Origin of the sequence: Nonomuraea soli (assembly GCF_013761175.1) — a bacterium.
In the GTDB taxonomy this organism is placed as follows: Bacteria; Actinomycetota; Actinomycetes; order Streptosporangiales; family Streptosporangiaceae; genus Nonomuraea; species Nonomuraea soli.
This window is the reverse complement of sequence record NZ_JACDUR010000002.1, coordinates 80,122-95,399: the sequence shown is the minus strand read 5'-3', so window position 1 is coordinate 95,399 and position 15,278 is coordinate 80,122. Positions and strand designations below refer to the sequence as shown.

Sequence of the window (15,278 nt, the reverse complement as noted above, 5' to 3'; positions counted from 1 at the left end):
CCGGATCAGCTGGCGGTGGAACAGGTGAGGCACGTACCCCAGAAGATGACCTCGGCCTCGTCGATCACGAACCCGTGATCGTCGGACGCGGTCAGGCAGGGCGCCTCACCGACCGCGCAGTCGACGTCGACGACGACACCACACGATCGGCACACGATGTGGTGGTGGTTGTCGCCGACGCGCCCTTCGTACAGGGCGGGACTGCCCGGCGGTTCAATTCGGCGGACGAGCCCCGCGCCGGTGAGGGCGTGCAGGGCTTCGTACACGGCTTGGAGGGAGACATGGCCGACCCGGTCGCGCACGCCCGAGGCGAGCGCCTCGACGCCGAGGTGGTCACCGTTCCTGACGGCCTCGAGCAGCGCGACACGAGCGGCCGTCACCCGCAGGCCGGCGCCACGCAGCTCCTCGGCGGTGGTCGGCGGCTGGGATGAGGTCATGACTCCAACGTACACATCCAAAAACATGAACGGTTAAAGGAAGTGAATGATGTCGGCCTGAACTCGTTGATCGATCTCTCAGAGCAGGAAGGTGAACAGCGGCGAGCCGGGCGGGATGCGCTCCACCGTGAGCGGGCTCGCCTTCATCCTGTGCAGCAGGCTCTCCAGGTCGCCGGCGCGCTCCAGCTCGATGCCGACGAGGGCGGGGCCGGTGTCGCGGTTGTTCTTCTTGACGTACTCGAAGGCGATGATGTCCTCGCCCTCGCCCAGCACCTCGTCGAGGAAGTGGCGCAGGGCGCCGGGACGCTGGGGGAAGGTGACCAGGAAGTAGTGGCGCAGCCCGATGTGGACCAGCGAGCGCTCCAGCACCTCGCCGTAGCGGCTGACGTCGTTGTTGCCTCCCGACACCACGCAGACCACCGGGCCCGGCGAGCCGTACGGCATGAGCTCGCGGGCGGCCGCGCCGGCGAGCGCGCCGGCGGGTTCGGCGATGATGCCGTCGCTCTGGTACAGATCCAGCATCTCCGTGCAGATCGCGCCCTCGTCGACTGCCACGATCTCGTCGACCAGATCCTTGACCAGCGGGAAGGTGAACTCCCCCACCCGGCCGACGGCGGCGCCGTCGACGAAGCTGTCGATCTCGGGCAGGGCGACGGGGCCGCCGTGGTCGAGGGCGGCGCGCATGCTGGCCGCTCCGGCGGGCTCGGCCCCGATGATGCGGGTGGCGGGCGAGTGTTCGCGCAGCCACACGGCGACGCCCGCGATCAGGCCGCCGCCGCCGACCGGCAGCACGACCGTGTGCGGGCGTCGCGGCGACTGGGCCAGGAGCTCCAGGCCCACCGTGCCCTGACCGGCCATGGTCCTGACGTCGTCGAAGGGGTGCACGTAGACGGCGCCGGTGCGGTCGCTGTCGGCGTGCGCGGCGGTGCTGGCCTCGTCGTAGGTGCCGCCGCCGACCACGACCTGCACGCGCTCCCCGCCCAGCGCGGCGATGCGCTCGCGCTTCTGCCGCGGGGTCGTGGACGGGACGTAGACGCGCCCGTCGATGCCCAGCCGCGCGCAGGCGAAGGCGACGCCCTGACCGTGGTTGCCCGCGCTGGCGCAGACGACGCCGCGGCGCTGCTCGGCCTCGGTGAGCGAGGCGATCAGGTTGAACGCGCCCCGCACCTTGTAGGAGCGGCAGATCTGGGAGTCTTCGCGCTTGAGCAGCACCTCGGTGCCGAGCAGGTCGGACAGCCGCTGGTTGGACTCCAGCGGGGTGCGCCGGACGACGGGCCGCAGGCGTTCGGCCGCCTGGCTGATCATCGCGGCGGTGAGGCGCTTGGTCATCCACGGATGCTAGCAATGGGGCGGGTGTGGCTCGCACGGAACCCGCGCCAGGTCAGCGGTTCCTGTCGCGTGATGTGATCACGAAGGTGAGGCCGTCGAGGAGGCGTTCGAGGCCGAAGGCGAACAACGATTCCAGGTCGAGCTCCGCCTCGGCCCCCTCGATCCTGGCGATCAGCGGCCCGTCGGCGGAGAGCCTGGCCCTGCCCCACTGCTTGCTGGTCATCCCCGTGTCGAGCTCGGCGGCGGCCTCGCTCTCGATGGTGAACGCGGTGCCGCGCACGTAGTTCACGAGCGTGGCGTAGACGTGCATGCGGGTGGTGGGGTCGAGCCCGAGGCCGTCGAGCGCGCGCAGGGTCCACTCGCCGTACGCGAGCTGACCCGGCAGGACGGCCGGGCGGGTGATGGACACCAGCCTGGGCAGCCAGGGGTGGCGCTGGTAGGCGGCCCATTGCAGGTGCGCCGCGACCCGCAGGTGGGAACGCCAGCCGGGCGGCGGCTCCGGGTAGTCGATCTCGGCGAACGCGGCGTCGGCGATCAGCTGCGTGAGCTCCGCCTTGGCCTCGAGATGACGGTAGAGGGTCATGGTGGCGACGCCGAGCTCGGCCGCCACCGCCCGCATGGACAGCCCCGCCAGCCCGCCGGCGTCGGCGATCCCCATGGCCACGCGGACGACCCGGTCGCGGTCGAGGCCCCCGGCGGAACGCGAGGGCAGCCGCCTGGAGGCGACGACCGCGCCGACGCGGGAGGTCGACTCGATGGTGCCCGCCTGCTTGAGCGCTGCCAGGGCCTTGCTGGCCGTCGCCATCGCCACGCCCCACTCGCCCATGATCGCCCTGGTGGTGGGGACGGGCTCGCCCGGCCGCAGCTCGCCCTCGGCGATGCGCCGCTCGATGTCGGCGACGATCCGGAGGTAGGGCGGTCGCGGATCGTTCACGAGGCCATGCTGCCACGCCGGCGCGCCACTGCCACGCCTCAGTGGTCGGGCAGCCAGTTGCCGTGCAGGCCGAGAGGCACCCTGCCGGGCAAGTGCACCCGGGCGACGGGCTCGCCGGTGAAGTCCTGCGCCGAGAGGATCACCAGGTCACCGGCTCCGCGCGAGGGGTTATGGACGTAGGTGAGCAGGAAGCCCTCGTCCTCGCCCTCTCCGGTGGCGGCGAACACGGCCTCGCCCGCCGCCTCGTCACGGCCGAAGGCGTGCACCTCGGCCGTCCCGCGCTCCAGGTCGTGCTTGACCAGGGCATTGACGAAGGCGTCGTCCGGGGGCGGGCCCTCGGGGGCGAACGGGATGCCGTAGAGCGCGGTCGCCGCCGAGTAGCCGTAGCGATAGGGCCGGGTGAGGCGCGCCTCGTTCACCCTCGGGAAGTCCTGCGGCCGGTCGTCGATGCGGCGCTGATGGACCCGGTCGGGGCCGATCGTCCAGCGGTCCAGCACGGGCCTGATGGCTCCCGGATCGGCGGGGTCGAACGGCCCCTGCGCGGTGACCAGGTCGACCACGACCGTGTCGCCGTCGTCGTAGGCGTTCAGCGTGTGGCTCACGTGCACCGGGCCGATCTCCTGCCAGCGCACCCGGCCGCCGGTGCGCGGCATGACGCCCACCCTGGTCGGGTGCCCCGGCAGCCACCGGCAGTCGAACCCGTCGAAGCCGAGCGGCGTGTCCCACACCACCATGTGGTTCTCGGTGAGCGCGAAGTCGTGCATGAACGGCGTGCGTGTCATGGGGATGGAGGTGGTGCGCACCACCTGTCCCCCGGCGTCGGTGACGATGTGCTGCACGAGCTCGACGCCGACCATGTACGACAAGGAGTGCAGTTCCCCGGTGCGAGGGTCGTGCTTGGAGTGCGCTCCAGCCGTGAAGCCGTCGGCGGTGCCGCCCAGGGCGCACGGGCCCACGGTGTTCAGGTCGTCGTCGAGCTCGGCGGGCGGCAGGCCGCCTTCCGCCAGGGCGAAGGTCCGGCGGGCGTGCTCGATCACGTTGACCATGGGCGCGAAGCCGGGCGTGCGCACGAACCGGTTGCGGTACCACTCGGCGCGGCCCTCGCGCAGCCGTACGCCGTGCACCATGCCCTGGCCCATGCCCCAGATGTGGACGGCGGGGTCCTCCACGCCCAGGGCGTTGGGCCCGTTGCGCAGGTAACGGCCGTTGAGCTCGGCGGGGATCCGCCCCGTGACGGGCAGGTCGAACGCGGTGATCTCCTCGGTGACAGGGGCGAACGCCCCTTCCAGGTATCTCATGTGGACACCGTACGCAGCAGAGTGGCGAATCCCCCTTCCACAAGGCGAAAGGGCATGCTGTGCACTAGTGCAGAAGGCTACGGCCAGCTGGCCGGGCCCCAGCCGTCCGCGGGCGGCTCCCCTGCCGCCTCGTTGAAGGCGGCCATCGCGTCGATCAGCGCCTGCCGATGCTCCGGTGCCATCCGGGAGACGATGAGGCGGATCTCCTCGCGGCGGTGGGCGTTGACCCTGTCGACCACGTCCTGGCCCTCGGGGGTGAGCCGCATCAGCGACTCGCGCCGGTTGCCCGGGTTCACCGTACGGACGATCAGCCCGGCCCCGGCGAGCCGGTCGGCCATGCGCATGGCCGTGGAGGAGTTGACGGCCAGTTGCTCGGCCATGGCGACCAGCTTGGTCTCGCCCCGGGCCGACAGGACGACGAGCATGCGCAGCTGCGGGAGCGTCACCCGGTGCCCGACGGCCGACAACGACCGTACGGCGATGCCGACCAGGACCCGGGAGCCGGTCAGCACCGCCGAACTCACCGGGTCGGGCTCTTTCGTGCCGCCGTTGTCGTTCACCTCAGCTCGGCCAGGGCCTCGTGCGTGGTGGGGAAGATCTGGAAGTGCGAGATCAGCCCCGTGACCTCCAGGACCCTGGTCAGCCGCCCGCCGACGCAGCTGAGCGCCAGGTGTCCTCCGGCCGCCTTGGCCAGCCCGTAGCCGCTCAGCAGCACCGAGACGCCGCTGGAGTCGCAGAAGGTCAGCCGGGAGGCGTCGACGACCACGATCGGGGCGTCGAGCTGCGACAGCGCCACGGCCAGGCAGTCGCGAAGGGTCGGCGCGGTGCGCAGGTCGAGTTCGCCGTGCAGGCGGATGACGACGATGTCGCCGTGTCGGTCGAGGTCGACGGTGAATTCGTCCATGGGGGATTCCTCAGTAGCCGTGCCGCCGCAGGAGCAGCATGGCCGCGTCGTCGGCCAGCGGGCCGCCGGCATGATCGATCAGGTCTTCGCGCAGGGCGTCGAGCGCCTGCTGGGGATCGCCCTCGTTGAGCAGCTCGGCCCGGTCGATGAGCGGGTAGAACGCCCCGTCCGGGTCGCGGGTCTCGATCACGCCGTCGGTGTAGAAGAGGATCTGGTCCTGCTCGCCGAAGGTGCAGGTGTGCGGCTTGGGGGTGGCCGAGGTCATCGCCGAGAGCCCGAGCGGAAGGCTCTCCTCCGGCGGGGTGACCAGCTCGATGTGACCGTCGCGCCTGAGCATGAGCGGGGCGGGATGCCCGCAGTTGAGCAGTGTGAGCTCGCCGTCGCCGATCTCGGCCAGGATGGCCGTCACGAACGATTCCGCGCCCAGGTGGCGGGTGAGGGTGGCCTCCACGCGCTGGGCCACGCAGACGAGGTCGGGCTGGTCGTAGGCCGCTTCGCGGAAGGCGCCGAGCACCCAGGCGGCGGTCTCGACCGCGCCCAGTCCCTTGCCCTGCACGTCGCCGACGATCAGGCGCACGCCCATCGGCGTGGTGACCACCTCGTAGAGGTCGCCGCCGATGTGCGCCTCGGCGGCGGCCGAGGTGTACGACAACGCCAGGTGCACGTCACCGGCCCGGCGCGGCACCGGGCGCAGCAGCACCCGCTGCGCGGCCTCGGCCACCAGCCGCACGTTGGCCAGCTCCCGTTCGCGCCTGAGCCGCAGATGGGCGGCGAGCATGCTCGCCCCGGTGACGCTGATGAGGGTGGCGAGCGTGAGGTTGTTCTGCCACGTCAGCAGGGTGCCGCTGTAGGCGGCCAGCGGGATGCAGATGACCAGGGCGAGCGCGCCGACCGCCGCGGTGCGGCGCACGCTGCCGGAGACCGACGCGAAGGTGGGGCCCAGGGTGAGCAGCGAGAGGAACGCGAGCGCGGGCCCGGCGACGAGGTCGGCCACGGCGACCAGGGCCATGACCGCGAACGGCAGGCCGCGCAGCACGAGCTGCGACCGTGTCCCGGCGCGCCTGCGCGAGGTCGCCATGGATCAGCCTCTTCTCGTCGTCGCGGCACGTTGCCGACCAGACTTCCCGGCATCCCGATCCACCGTAGCAAAATCATTGCTCCATGCAAGGGTCAATTCCGCAGCCTTCCCGTGCTGTTCCCCACGCAGTAACGTCGTTTCCACAGCCCCCGCGCAGGGAGTCCGACGTGCCCATCCCCCGCTCGATCCTCACCAAGGGCGACCTGCCCGACCTCGAGCTCACCGTCGCCGGCGGAACCTGGCCGGACGACATCCGCGGTCACCTGCTGATCAGCACCTCGGACCAGCGCACCCACCCGCTGCACGCCTTCTTCGGCGACGGCGTCATGGTGAGGCTGTCGCTCGGACCCGGCCCGGGCGGAGGCTTCGCCTGGACGCCACGGGTGATCGACTCCCCGTCCGTCCGGCTGCGCCACAGGCGGCCCGATCTGTTCCGCGCCGGCCCGGTGGGAACCCAGTCGCCCTTCGGAGGAGTCAACGCCGCCAACACCGCCCCGCTTCCCTGGGGCGACCGGCTGTTCGCCACCTGGGACGCCGGTCGCCCGGTCGAGGTGGACCCGGCCACCCTCGCCTTCGTGGCGGAGGTGGGGCACCGCGACGACTGGGCCCCGGTGCTGGACGCGCCGGCGCTGCCCTCGATCCTGTCCACCGCGCACCCGGTGATCGACCCCGAGCGCCACTGCCTGTGGTCGGTCACGCGCGACCCGATCACCGGCGCGCTCTCGGTGGTGCGCTACGACGGCGACGGCAGGCACGTCAGCCGGTGGCCCGTGGCGGGGGTCACCTTCCCGCAGGCCACGCACACGATCACGCAGACCCGCGACTGGCTGGTCCTGGCCGACACCGCCTACAAGGTGGACCTGGACGAGGTGCTCGGCGCGGGCGACCGGCGCGTCGCCAACAATCCGGACGGGCCGCTCGTCCTGGTGCGCAAGGACCACCTGGAAGCGGCACCGAGCGGCGCCGCCGTACCCGGCCGGGTCCTGCGCCTGGCGCCCGAGGTCAACCACTTCTACGCCGCCTACGACGACACCGGCGGCATCCGGGTGGTCATGGAGCACACGCCCGGCGTCGACATCGGGCTCTACCTGCGTGAGGACGACGTCGACGTCTTCGGCAGGCCCGTCGACCCGGCGCTGCGCGGCATGTACTGCCACGGCGCGAGCCCCGCCGTCGTGACGCTGCTGGAGATCGACCCCGAATCCGGGCGCATCACCGACCTGGCCCGGCTGCGCGACCCGCAGCGGTACTGGCAGGCCGAGCTGTCGGCGATCGACTGGTCGTTCGAGGGACAGCTCGCCCCGACCCGGCACCACCTCGTCTTCCAGGGATTCCACCCCGAGGCGATCAGCCGGCGGCTGCTGCGCAACTACGGCGACCGCGTCGACGCCTCGCTCTTCCCCGCCGAGGAGACGCCCTCGACGCTGGTCACGCTGGAGCGCGACACGCTCAAGCCGCTCGCCGAGTGGACCTGGTCGATGGACGACTACCCCACCTCACCCGTCTTCGTCCCGCGCGGCCAGGGCAGGACCAGGTACGGCGGAGCCGAGCCCGGCGGGCACGACGGCTATCTGGCCGTCATCGTGCACAACGACGCGCGCTTCCGCGTCGAGCTGTTCGACGCGGCCGACGTGTCGCGCGGCCCGATCGCGGTCCTGGCTCCGCCGCACGGCACCGTGATCCCCTTCATGATCCACTCGGCGTGGATGCCGTCCGCCCAGCCGTACGACCGCTCGATCGAGCGCCTGAGCTTCGCCGACGACCTGGACGAGCGCCTCGACACGCTCGACCCCGAACTGCGGGCGCTCGCCCACGAGGTCGCCGCGTCCTACCAGCCGTAGGAGGTCATGCGTCCGCGCAGACCGCCTGGGCCTGCGTGCCGTCCCCGTCCTCCATGGCGAACACCGAGACGGAACGGGCCGACGGGACCAGGACGTTCAGGACCACCCGGGCGTACGGCAGGGTCGCCGCCGTCCGCCCGCCGACGCCGAGCACGCGTGACGTGGGCGGAGTCGTACAGTTCGGTCACGGTGACCAGCCGCAGGCCTGGCGGCGGCTGCGCGCACACCGCGTGCGCCACGACCGGCCACTGCTGGGGGCCGAAGCCCTGGATCTCGTGGTGCGGGCTCACACCGTTGACGTCGATGATCGCCGTGAGCACTTGCGCAGACCATCTGTTTCATGGAAAAGCGAAGAGACAGCCCACCCGCCTAACCTCCCGGCTGTGCGAATCCGAACCAGAGCAATCCTGGCCTTGACGCTGGGAACGGCAACCCTGACCAGCGTCCCACCGGCCTCCGCCACCAGCGGGACCAGCCTCGCGAGATTCAGCAACTGGGCGACCCAGGAGTGCATCACCACCAACCCGGACCACCATCTGTTCAGCAGGTACTGCTACGTGGCGGGTGACTACAAGTACGCCTACCAGCAGTGGTACCTCCAGCCCTCCATGTGGGCGGGCGCCTGGCAGCTCAGCAACCGCAAGACCGGGCGATGCCTCGAGCTCGTGGACGGCGACAACGGCCAGGACAACGTCGTCACGGCTCCCTGCGAGCCGGGGAACCCGCTCCAGCTCTGGATCGTCGAGAACCAGAGCATCGTGAGCGCCGTCCACAAGGCGATCCTCTACGACCACGGCGCCACCACCGACATCCGCGCCACCTGGGGCGGATCCGTCAACCCGCCCGCCTACGGCCGCTGGTCGCAGATCAGCTGATCCACCGCCCCGGCCGAGGCGACCCCGGCGCTGGACGATCCCGGCCGAGGCGATCCCGGCTGGGCGATCCCGGCTGAGGCGCCCCTCCGTCCGAGGCGACCCTCCGGCCGGCGCGATCGCAGCCAGGGCGATCGCAGCCGAGACGGACCCGCCGCGGCGGCCGTGGCCGCGGCTCACGGCGCGGCGGTCCCGGCCGGGCGGTCCCGGCCGGGCGGTCATGATGTGGCCGGGGCCGCCCTGTCCGTGGTGGTCAGCGCCGCCTGGACGATGCGGAGTGCCTCGCCCGCGTCGATGCCCACGCTGGCGATCACGGCCGCGTAGTCGGCGGCGGCGCGGCGGGCCCGTTCGCGGCCCTCCTCCCCCGAGGACGACACGAACGACCCCGCCCGCCCCCGCGTCTCGATCAGCCCCGCCTCCTCCAGTTCCCGGTAGGCCCGGCCGACCGTGTTGACGGCCAGGCCGAGGTCGGCGGCGAGGTGGCGGATGGTGGGCAGCCGGGCGCCCACCGCCAGCGTGCGGTCCTGGATCTGCCGGGCGAGCTGGGCCCGTAGCTGCTCGAAGGGCGGCACCGGTGAGGCCGCGTCGATGACGATCATCGCGCCCCCATCGCCTGCCTGGCCGCCACGGCGCTCGACGGCATCCTGCGCTGGATGGCCACGAACGCGCCGAGCCCCACGAGCACGTAGGCGACCGCCGCGGCGCCCCACCACGCGGGCGCGAACCCGAACACCAGCACCATCGGCAGCGACCACTGCACGCTCGGCATGGTCAGCTCGCGAGCGTCCTCGATGCGCATGATGACGTCGGCGGTCAGCGATTCCTCGTCCTCCGCCACGACCGGGCGCCTGAGCAGGTGGCGCAGTTGCAGGACCATGACGGCCGACCCGCCGAGCAGGCAGATCAACAGCACGACGGCCATGTGCCGCACGGTCGGGTCGGGGACGCCCAGGGCGCTCCCGGCCAGCGCCATCGCACCGGCGACGGTGGCGGCGACGAAGGCGGCGTACGGCCGCCCGAGCACCTCCTGCCAGCCGGGCTGGATCGAGTGGGCGGCCCTGCGGGACAGCGTGGCGCCCGCCCGCTGGTCGACCCGACGCACCCACCAGTCGAGCAGCGACTGCCCCACCAGCAGCCCGGCCACGAGCGCGGCCAGTGCCAGCATCGGCAGCGGCTGCGGCCGGAAGCCGCTGAGCGCCGCGACGAGCGAGCTGCCCATGATCAGGGCGGCGAGCATGATGTGGGTGCCGAGGCGGGCACGTCTGCGGACGGCCAGCCTGCTGGCCAGCACCGGGGTCACGCGGGTGCCGATCAGGTCGTGGCGGGTCAGCCAGTCGCCCGCCGAGCGCAGGTCGGCGGGACTCGCGAGCGGGCCGAGGCCGGGGTGGGGGGTACTCATCACAGCACGCCTCCTTTGTCGCAAGCTTTGTAGCAACATGATGCGACATGACTTACGACAAAGTCAACGCTCGGCCCCCGGCGAGCGGCACCTGGTCTAGCCGTCGGTGGTGATTCCCGGCCTCCAGCGCCCGATCTTCTTGGTGACGAGCTCGGCCCCGATGCGGAGGTAGAAGCGCTGCGCGGCGACGTTGGCCTCTGCCACCTCCCAGCGGATCAGCCGGCCCCCGGCCGACTCGGCGGCGGCGAGCATGAGCTGCTCCCCCACCCCCTGGCCTCGCTCGGTGGCGGCCACGAACAGGTCGTCGAGCGCGCAGTAGTCCTCGCCGGACCAGAAGCTGACCCGCTGCAGCCAGGAGACGTAGCCGACGGCCCGGCCGTCCCGCTCGGCGACGAGGTAGGTGACGTCGGGGCGGGCCAGGAGCCCTTCCAGGGTCTCGACCGTCACGCCGATGGCCCAGGCCTGATCCTGGGTCTCGGCCAGGGCGCGCATGAGGGCGTGCACGGTGGCGGCGTCTTGCGGTGTGGCACGGCGAATCTCGATCACGGCTGTCCTTCCAGGGGCCGAACGCGTCCGGGCGTCACCAGGGCGGCGACGACGATGCCGATCGCCGCGGCGACGGCCGCCACGGCGAATCCCCCGGCGAAGCCGCTCAGGGTATCTCCTACCAGGCTCGCGGCCGCGACGCTCGAGACGACGGCGGCGCCGAGCGAGGCGCCGAACTCGTGGAAGGTGCTCACGATGCCGGAGGCGATCCCGGCCTCGTGCGGCGCCACCTGGCCAAGCGCGGTCGCCGAGGCGACGACGAACATCGCGCCCGTGCCGGCCGCCGCGACGGAGACGCCCGCCACGACGCTGACGGGGTGCATCGACAGGGCCGGTACGGCCATGCCGGCGGCCGCGACCGCCAGGCCGGCGACGGCCAGGGCCCGGCCTCCCCACCGGCCGATCAGGCGTCCGGTGAGGTTGGCCCCGATCATCGTGGCCACCGCCACCGGCAGGAACAGCAGCCCGGCCCGCAGGGCGCCGTAGCCGAGCGCCTGCTGGAAGTAGAAGGTGCCCAGGAAGAACACCGCGATCATCAGGGCCGTCGCCATGAGGATGAGGAACGCGCCGGTCGCCACCGGGCGCCGCACCAGCAGCCGCACGTCCATCAGCGGCGAGCGGGCCCGGCGCTGCCACAGCACGAACACCGCGTATCCGGCCGCGGCGGCCAGGACGAGCCAGCCCGTGAGCGGGGTGAGCCATCCGCCCTCCCCCGCGGCGATGAGCGCGTAGATCAGCGCCGCGGAGGAGGCCGTCACCAGGGCCGCGCCGAGGAGGTCGAGCCGGGGCCGGTCGGTCGTCCACGGCCGCACGTCGGGCAGGAGAACGGCGAGCACGGCGGCGATCACCAGCCCGATGGGCACGTTGACGTAGAAGACCCACGACCAGCCGGGCCCGGCGGTGAGCAGGCCGCCCAGCAGCACGCCGAGGGCGGCACCGCCCCCGCCGAGCGCCGACCACACGCCCAGGGCCCGGTTGCGCTCCTCGCCGTCGAACAGCGCCACCACCAGCGACAACGCGGCGGGCGACAGCAGGGCCGCGCCGACGCCCTGCGCGATGCGCCCGCCCACCAGCATGGCCGCCGATCCGGCCAGGCCGGTGGCCAGCGACGCGGCGGTGAAGACGAGGAGCCCGGTGAGCATGACCCCCTTGGCGCCGACGAGGTCCGAGATCCTGCCTCCGAGCAGCATGAGCCCGCCGAAGGTGAGCGTGTAGGCGCTGACGGTCCAGGTCATCGCCTCGCGGGTGAGGCCGAGCTCCGTCTCGATGTGGGGCAGCGCGATCGCGACGACGGTGACGTCGAGGATCAGCATCAGCTGGGCCACGCCGAGCAGGCCGAGGATGCGCCATCGCGCGGGGTGCGCGCCTGACTGGTTCATGGGTGCCTCCGGGGGCGATAACTCGTACTCCATGTACGAGCTTTAGCCAGACTATAACTCGTACATACGCGTACGCGTTAGAGTGAGGGCATGGTCGATTCAGCCGCACGCCCCAAACGCCGGGCCGACGCCGAGCGCAGCATCGCCCGCATCGTGGCCGCCGCACGCGAGCTGCTGAGCTCGGACCCGAACGCGAAGACCGACGACATCGCCAGGGCCGCGGGCGTGGGGCGGATGACCCTGTACGGCCACTTCGCCACGCGGGCCGAGCTCATCGACGCGGCCTTCGTGGAGGCGCTGCGGGCCGGTGACGCGGTGCTGTCGTCGGTCGACCTCGGCGGCAACGCCCGCGACGCCATGGCGCGGCTGCTCGACTCCAGCTGGCAGGTGGTGGCCGAGTCGGCGGCACTCCTGGCCGCGGCCGAGGAGGTCCTGCCCGCGGGGCGGGTGCGCGAGCTGCACGAGGAGCCCGTCCGGCGCATGACGGAGCTCATCCGCCGGGGCCAGGACCAGGGGGTCTTCCGTACGGACATGCCGCTCGACTGGCTGGTCAACGTGGTCCACTACATCCTTCACGGAGCGGCGTCCGAGGTGCGCGCGGGACGGCTGGCGCCCTCGCGCGCCGCCGACGTGGTCACCCGGTCCGTGCAGTCGGTGCTGGCCTGCCCGTAGGGAAGAAGCAGGCCCGTAGAAAAGAAGCAGATAATCCAGAACGAAACCAGTTGCTAGACTCGGGCCATGACCGCCATGGCGCCCGCACGCACCGAGCCGGACCTCTCCTACCTGCTCGACCACACCAGCCACGTGCTGAGAACCCGGATGGCGGCCGCCCTGGCCGAGATCGGCCTGACAGCGCGCATGCACTGCGTCCTCGTGCACGCCCTCGAAGAGGAGCGCACGCAGATCCAGCTCGCCGAGATCGGCGACATGGACAAGACCACCATGGTGGTGACCGTCGACGCCCTGGAGAAGGCCGGTCTGGCGGAGCGCCGCCCGTCCAGCACCGACCGGCGGGCCAGGATCATCGCCGTCACCGAGGCGGGCGAGGAGGTGGCCAGGAGGAGCCAGGAGATCGTTGATGGCGTGCATCGGGCGGCCCTGGGCGCCCTGCCAGACGACGAGCGCGAGGTGCTGCTCCGGGCGATGAACCGGCTGGCCACCGGCCATCTGGCCAGTCCGGCCGAGGCGCCGCAGGGGGCCCGGCGGGCACGACAGAAGGGATAGAAGGACCGAGATAGATAGTCTGCAACGAAACTATCTGTTAAGGTCTCTCCTGTACCCCTCAAGAGGTCAGGAGTAGCCCCATGTCACCTCGTTCACCCTGGTCGGCCCTCGCCGTCCTGTCGGCCGCGATGCTGATGACCATCCTCGACGGCAGCATCGTCACCGTCGCCATGCCCGCCATCCAGCGTGACCTCGGCTTCTCCCCCGCCGGGCTGAGCTGGACCGTCAACGCCTACCTGATCGCCTTCGGCGGGCTGCTCCTGCTGGCCGGCCGGCTGGGCGACCTGATCGGCCGCAAGACGATGTTCCTCGCCGGGAACGCGGTCTTCACCGCGGCATCGGTGCTGGCCGCCGTGTCGACCGGGCCGGGAATGCTGGTCGCCGCCCGGTTCCTGCAGGGCGTCGGCAGCGCGATGGCCTCCGCCGTCATGCTGGGCATCCTGGTGACGCTCTTCACCGGCGCCGGGGAACGTGCCAAGGCGATCGGCATCTTCAGCTTCACCGGCGCCGCCGGCGCCTCGATCGGCCAGGTGCTGGGCGGAGTTCTGACCGACCTGCTCAGCTGGCACTGGATCTTCCTCATCAACCTGCCCATCGGGCTGGCCACGATCGCCCTGGCGATCCGGGCGCTGCCCGCCGACCGCGGCGCGGGACTCGCCGCCGGAGCCGACGTCATCGGCGCCGCGCTCGTCACCACCGGGCTGATGCTCGGCATCTACACCGTGGTCAAGGTCGAGGAGTACGGCTGGCTCGCCACCCACACCCTCGTGCTCGGCGCGGTCTCGCTCGCCCTGCTGGCCGCCTTCGTCCTGCGTCAGGCGAGCACCGGGACGCCGCTGATGCCGCTGCGGATCCTGCGCTCCAGGAACGTCTCCGGCGCCAACCTGGTCCAGATCCTCACGCTGTCGGCCATGTTCGCCTTCCAGATCCTGGTCGCGCTCTACATGCAGAAGGTCCTCGGCTACGGCGCGCTGGAGACCGGCCTGGCGATGCTGCCCGCAGCCCTGGCCATCGGCGGCGTCTCCCTGTTCGTCTCGGCCCGGCTCAACACCCGCTTCGGCGAGCGAGCCGTCCTGCTGACCGGCCTGGCGCTGCTGCTCGGCGCGATGCTCTGGCTGTCGCGCATCCCCGTGGAGGCCGACTACGTCGCCGACCTGCTCCCGGTGATGCTGCTCATCGCGGGCGGCGGCCTGGTCCTGCCCGCCCTGACCTCTCTCGGCATGTCGGGCGCCAAGGCCGACGACGCGGGCCTGGCGTCAGGACTGTTCAACACCACCCAGCAGATCGGCATGGCCTTCGGCGTCGCCGTCCTGTCCACGCTGGCCGCCACCCGCACCGAGGAACTCCTGGCCGGGGGCCGCAGCCAGGCGGCCGCGCTGACCGGCGGCTACCAGGTGGCCTTCGCCGTCGCCGCGGCGCTGCTCGTGGCCGCCTTCGCCGTCGCGCTCCTCGTCCTGCGCCAGCCCGGCCGCGACACCGCCGCGCAGGCGCCGCAGCTCACCCCCGTAGCCTGACCCTTCGTTCCGCCCTACAGACAGGATGTGATCCCCGTGACCTCCAGCCCCGCCGAGCCCCGAGTCCTCACCGACGCCGAACTCAGCGCCTTGCTCTCCGCCCAGCAGTTCGGCGTTCTGGCCACCGTCAAGCGCAGCGGCCACCCCCACCTGTCCACCGTCCTGTACAACTGGAACCCCGCCGAGCGTGTCATCCGGGTCTCCACCACGGCCGACCGGCTCAAGGCCCGCCACGTGCGCAACAACCCCCACCTGTCCCTGCACGTGAACGGGCCGGACATCTGGTCGTTCGCGGTCGCCGAGGGCGACGCCGAGGTGTCCGAGGTGACCACGCAGCCGGGAGACGCGGTCGGCAAGGAGCTCCTGGCCCTCGTCCCGGCCTTCGACGACCCCGCCGCGCAGGCCGCCTTCCTGCGGCAGCTGGTCGACGAGCGCCGCGTGGTGATCAGGCTGCACGTCTCGCGCCTGTACGGCACGGCGCTGGACATCGCCACCGGCGAGTGAGCCCCCGCACGCCGAGGGC

Annotated in this window: 18 protein-coding genes; 6 read left to right on the top strand and 12 right to left on the bottom strand. The window is 71.9% G+C overall.

What is annotated here, in order from left to right; genetic code table 11:
- Window positions 1-5: 5 nt before the first annotated feature.
- The 7 genes from HNR30_RS07850 to HNR30_RS07820 form a co-directional block, all read right to left on the bottom strand.
- Window positions 6-437, bottom strand: a complete 432-nt coding sequence (locus HNR30_RS07850; protein WP_181609083.1) for a Fur family transcriptional regulator — start codon at window positions 435-437, stop codon at window positions 6-8.
- Window positions 438-515: 78 nt separating this feature from the next.
- Complete coding sequence (gene ilvA, locus HNR30_RS07845; RefSeq protein ID WP_181609082.1) at window positions 516-1,766, bottom strand: threonine ammonia-lyase IlvA; 1,251 nt, start codon at window positions 1,764-1,766, stop codon at window positions 516-518.
- A 52-nt stretch (window positions 1,767-1,818) separates the two neighbouring features.
- Window positions 1,819-2,700, bottom strand: coding sequence for a GntR family transcriptional regulator (locus HNR30_RS07840; protein WP_181609081.1), 882 nt, complete (start codon window positions 2,698-2,700; stop codon window positions 1,819-1,821).
- A 38-nt stretch (window positions 2,701-2,738) separates the two neighbouring features.
- Window positions 2,739-3,998, bottom strand: a complete 1,260-nt coding sequence (locus HNR30_RS07835; RefSeq protein WP_181609080.1) for a carotenoid oxygenase family protein — start codon at window positions 3,996-3,998, stop codon at window positions 2,739-2,741.
- 77 nt (window positions 3,999-4,075) lie between these two features.
- On the bottom strand, window positions 4,076-4,558 hold the full coding sequence (locus HNR30_RS07830) for a MarR family winged helix-turn-helix transcriptional regulator (RefSeq protein WP_181609079.1): 483 nt from the start codon (window positions 4,556-4,558) through the stop codon (window positions 4,076-4,078).
- Entirely contained in the window at window positions 4,555-4,902 is a 348-nt protein-coding gene (locus HNR30_RS07825; protein ID WP_181609078.1) for an STAS domain-containing protein, read from the bottom strand. Before HNR30_RS07825 ends, HNR30_RS07830 begins: the two co-directional genes overlap by 4 nt.
- A gap of 10 nt (window positions 4,903-4,912) precedes the next feature.
- The gene (locus HNR30_RS07820; protein WP_181609077.1) at window positions 4,913-5,980 is read right to left on the bottom strand and encodes a PP2C family protein-serine/threonine phosphatase; all 1,068 of its coding nucleotides are present in this window, start codon (window positions 5,978-5,980) and stop codon (window positions 4,913-4,915) included.
- Between the two features lie 167 nt (window positions 5,981-6,147).
- Between HNR30_RS07820 and HNR30_RS07815 the strand changes: the two genes are divergently transcribed.
- Window positions 6,148-7,821, top strand: coding sequence for a carotenoid oxygenase family protein (locus HNR30_RS07815; RefSeq protein ID WP_181609076.1), 1,674 nt, complete (start codon window positions 6,148-6,150; stop codon window positions 7,819-7,821).
- On the opposite strand, the gene HNR30_RS49990 is transcribed toward HNR30_RS07815, so the two are convergent.
- Window positions 7,809-8,141 carry a hypothetical protein gene (locus HNR30_RS49990; RefSeq protein WP_181609075.1) on the bottom strand — a complete coding sequence of 111 codons (333 nt, stop codon included), beginning with the start codon at window positions 8,139-8,141 and terminating at the stop codon, window positions 7,809-7,811. The two genes, HNR30_RS07815 and HNR30_RS49990, sit on opposite strands and share 13 nt — an antisense overlap.
- Window positions 8,142-8,204: 63 nt before the next feature.
- On the opposite strand from HNR30_RS49990, the gene HNR30_RS49985 reads away from it, so the two are divergent.
- The gene (locus tag HNR30_RS49985; RefSeq protein ID WP_181609074.1) at window positions 8,205-8,696 is read left to right on the top strand and encodes an RICIN domain-containing protein; all 492 of its coding nucleotides are present in this window, start codon (window positions 8,205-8,207) and stop codon (window positions 8,694-8,696) included.
- 215 nt (window positions 8,697-8,911) lie between these two features.
- On the opposite strand, the gene HNR30_RS07800 is transcribed toward HNR30_RS49985, so the two are convergent.
- The 4 genes from HNR30_RS07800 to HNR30_RS07785 all read right to left on the bottom strand — a co-directional run bounded on the left by HNR30_RS07800 (window position 8,912) and on the right by HNR30_RS07785 (window position 12,017).
- Window positions 8,912-9,292: a GntR family transcriptional regulator gene (locus tag HNR30_RS07800; RefSeq protein WP_181609073.1), complete on the bottom strand. Its 381-nt coding sequence runs from the start codon at window positions 9,290-9,292 to the stop codon at window positions 8,912-8,914.
- Window positions 9,289-10,092, bottom strand: coding sequence for a hypothetical protein (locus HNR30_RS07795; protein WP_181609072.1), 804 nt, complete (start codon window positions 10,090-10,092; stop codon window positions 9,289-9,291). The genes HNR30_RS07800 and HNR30_RS07795 overlap by 4 nt, the downstream gene beginning before the upstream one ends.
- A 96-nt stretch (window positions 10,093-10,188) precedes the next feature.
- On the bottom strand, window positions 10,189-10,638 hold the full coding sequence (locus HNR30_RS07790) for a GNAT family N-acetyltransferase (RefSeq protein ID WP_181609071.1): 450 nt from the start codon (window positions 10,636-10,638) through the stop codon (window positions 10,189-10,191).
- Entirely contained in the window at window positions 10,635-12,017 is a 1,383-nt protein-coding gene (locus HNR30_RS07785) for an MFS transporter (RefSeq protein WP_181609070.1), read from the bottom strand. The genes HNR30_RS07790 and HNR30_RS07785 overlap by 4 nt, the downstream gene beginning before the upstream one ends.
- Before the next feature lie 90 nt (window positions 12,018-12,107).
- On the opposite strand from HNR30_RS07785, the gene HNR30_RS07780 reads away from it, so the two are divergent.
- The 4 genes from HNR30_RS07780 to HNR30_RS07765 all read left to right on the top strand — a co-directional run bounded on the left by HNR30_RS07780 (window position 12,108) and on the right by HNR30_RS07765 (window position 15,259).
- A complete protein-coding gene (locus tag HNR30_RS07780) occupies window positions 12,108-12,689 on the top strand; it encodes a TetR/AcrR family transcriptional regulator (RefSeq protein WP_181609069.1) in 582 nt (193 codons plus the stop codon).
- 66 nt (window positions 12,690-12,755) lie between these two features.
- On the top strand, window positions 12,756-13,241 hold the full coding sequence (locus HNR30_RS07775) for a MarR family winged helix-turn-helix transcriptional regulator (protein ID WP_181609068.1): 486 nt from the start codon (window positions 12,756-12,758) through the stop codon (window positions 13,239-13,241).
- Window positions 13,242-13,321: 80 nt separating this feature from the next.
- Window positions 13,322-14,755 carry an MFS transporter gene (locus HNR30_RS07770; RefSeq protein ID WP_181609067.1) on the top strand — a complete coding sequence of 478 codons (1,434 nt, stop codon included), beginning with the start codon at window positions 13,322-13,324 and terminating at the stop codon, window positions 14,753-14,755.
- A 27-nt stretch (window positions 14,756-14,782) separates the two neighbouring features.
- The gene (locus HNR30_RS07765; RefSeq protein ID WP_312894283.1) at window positions 14,783-15,259 is read left to right on the top strand and encodes a TIGR03618 family F420-dependent PPOX class oxidoreductase; all 477 of its coding nucleotides are present in this window, start codon (window positions 14,783-14,785) and stop codon (window positions 15,257-15,259) included.
- Window positions 15,260-15,278 lie beyond the last annotated feature (19 nt).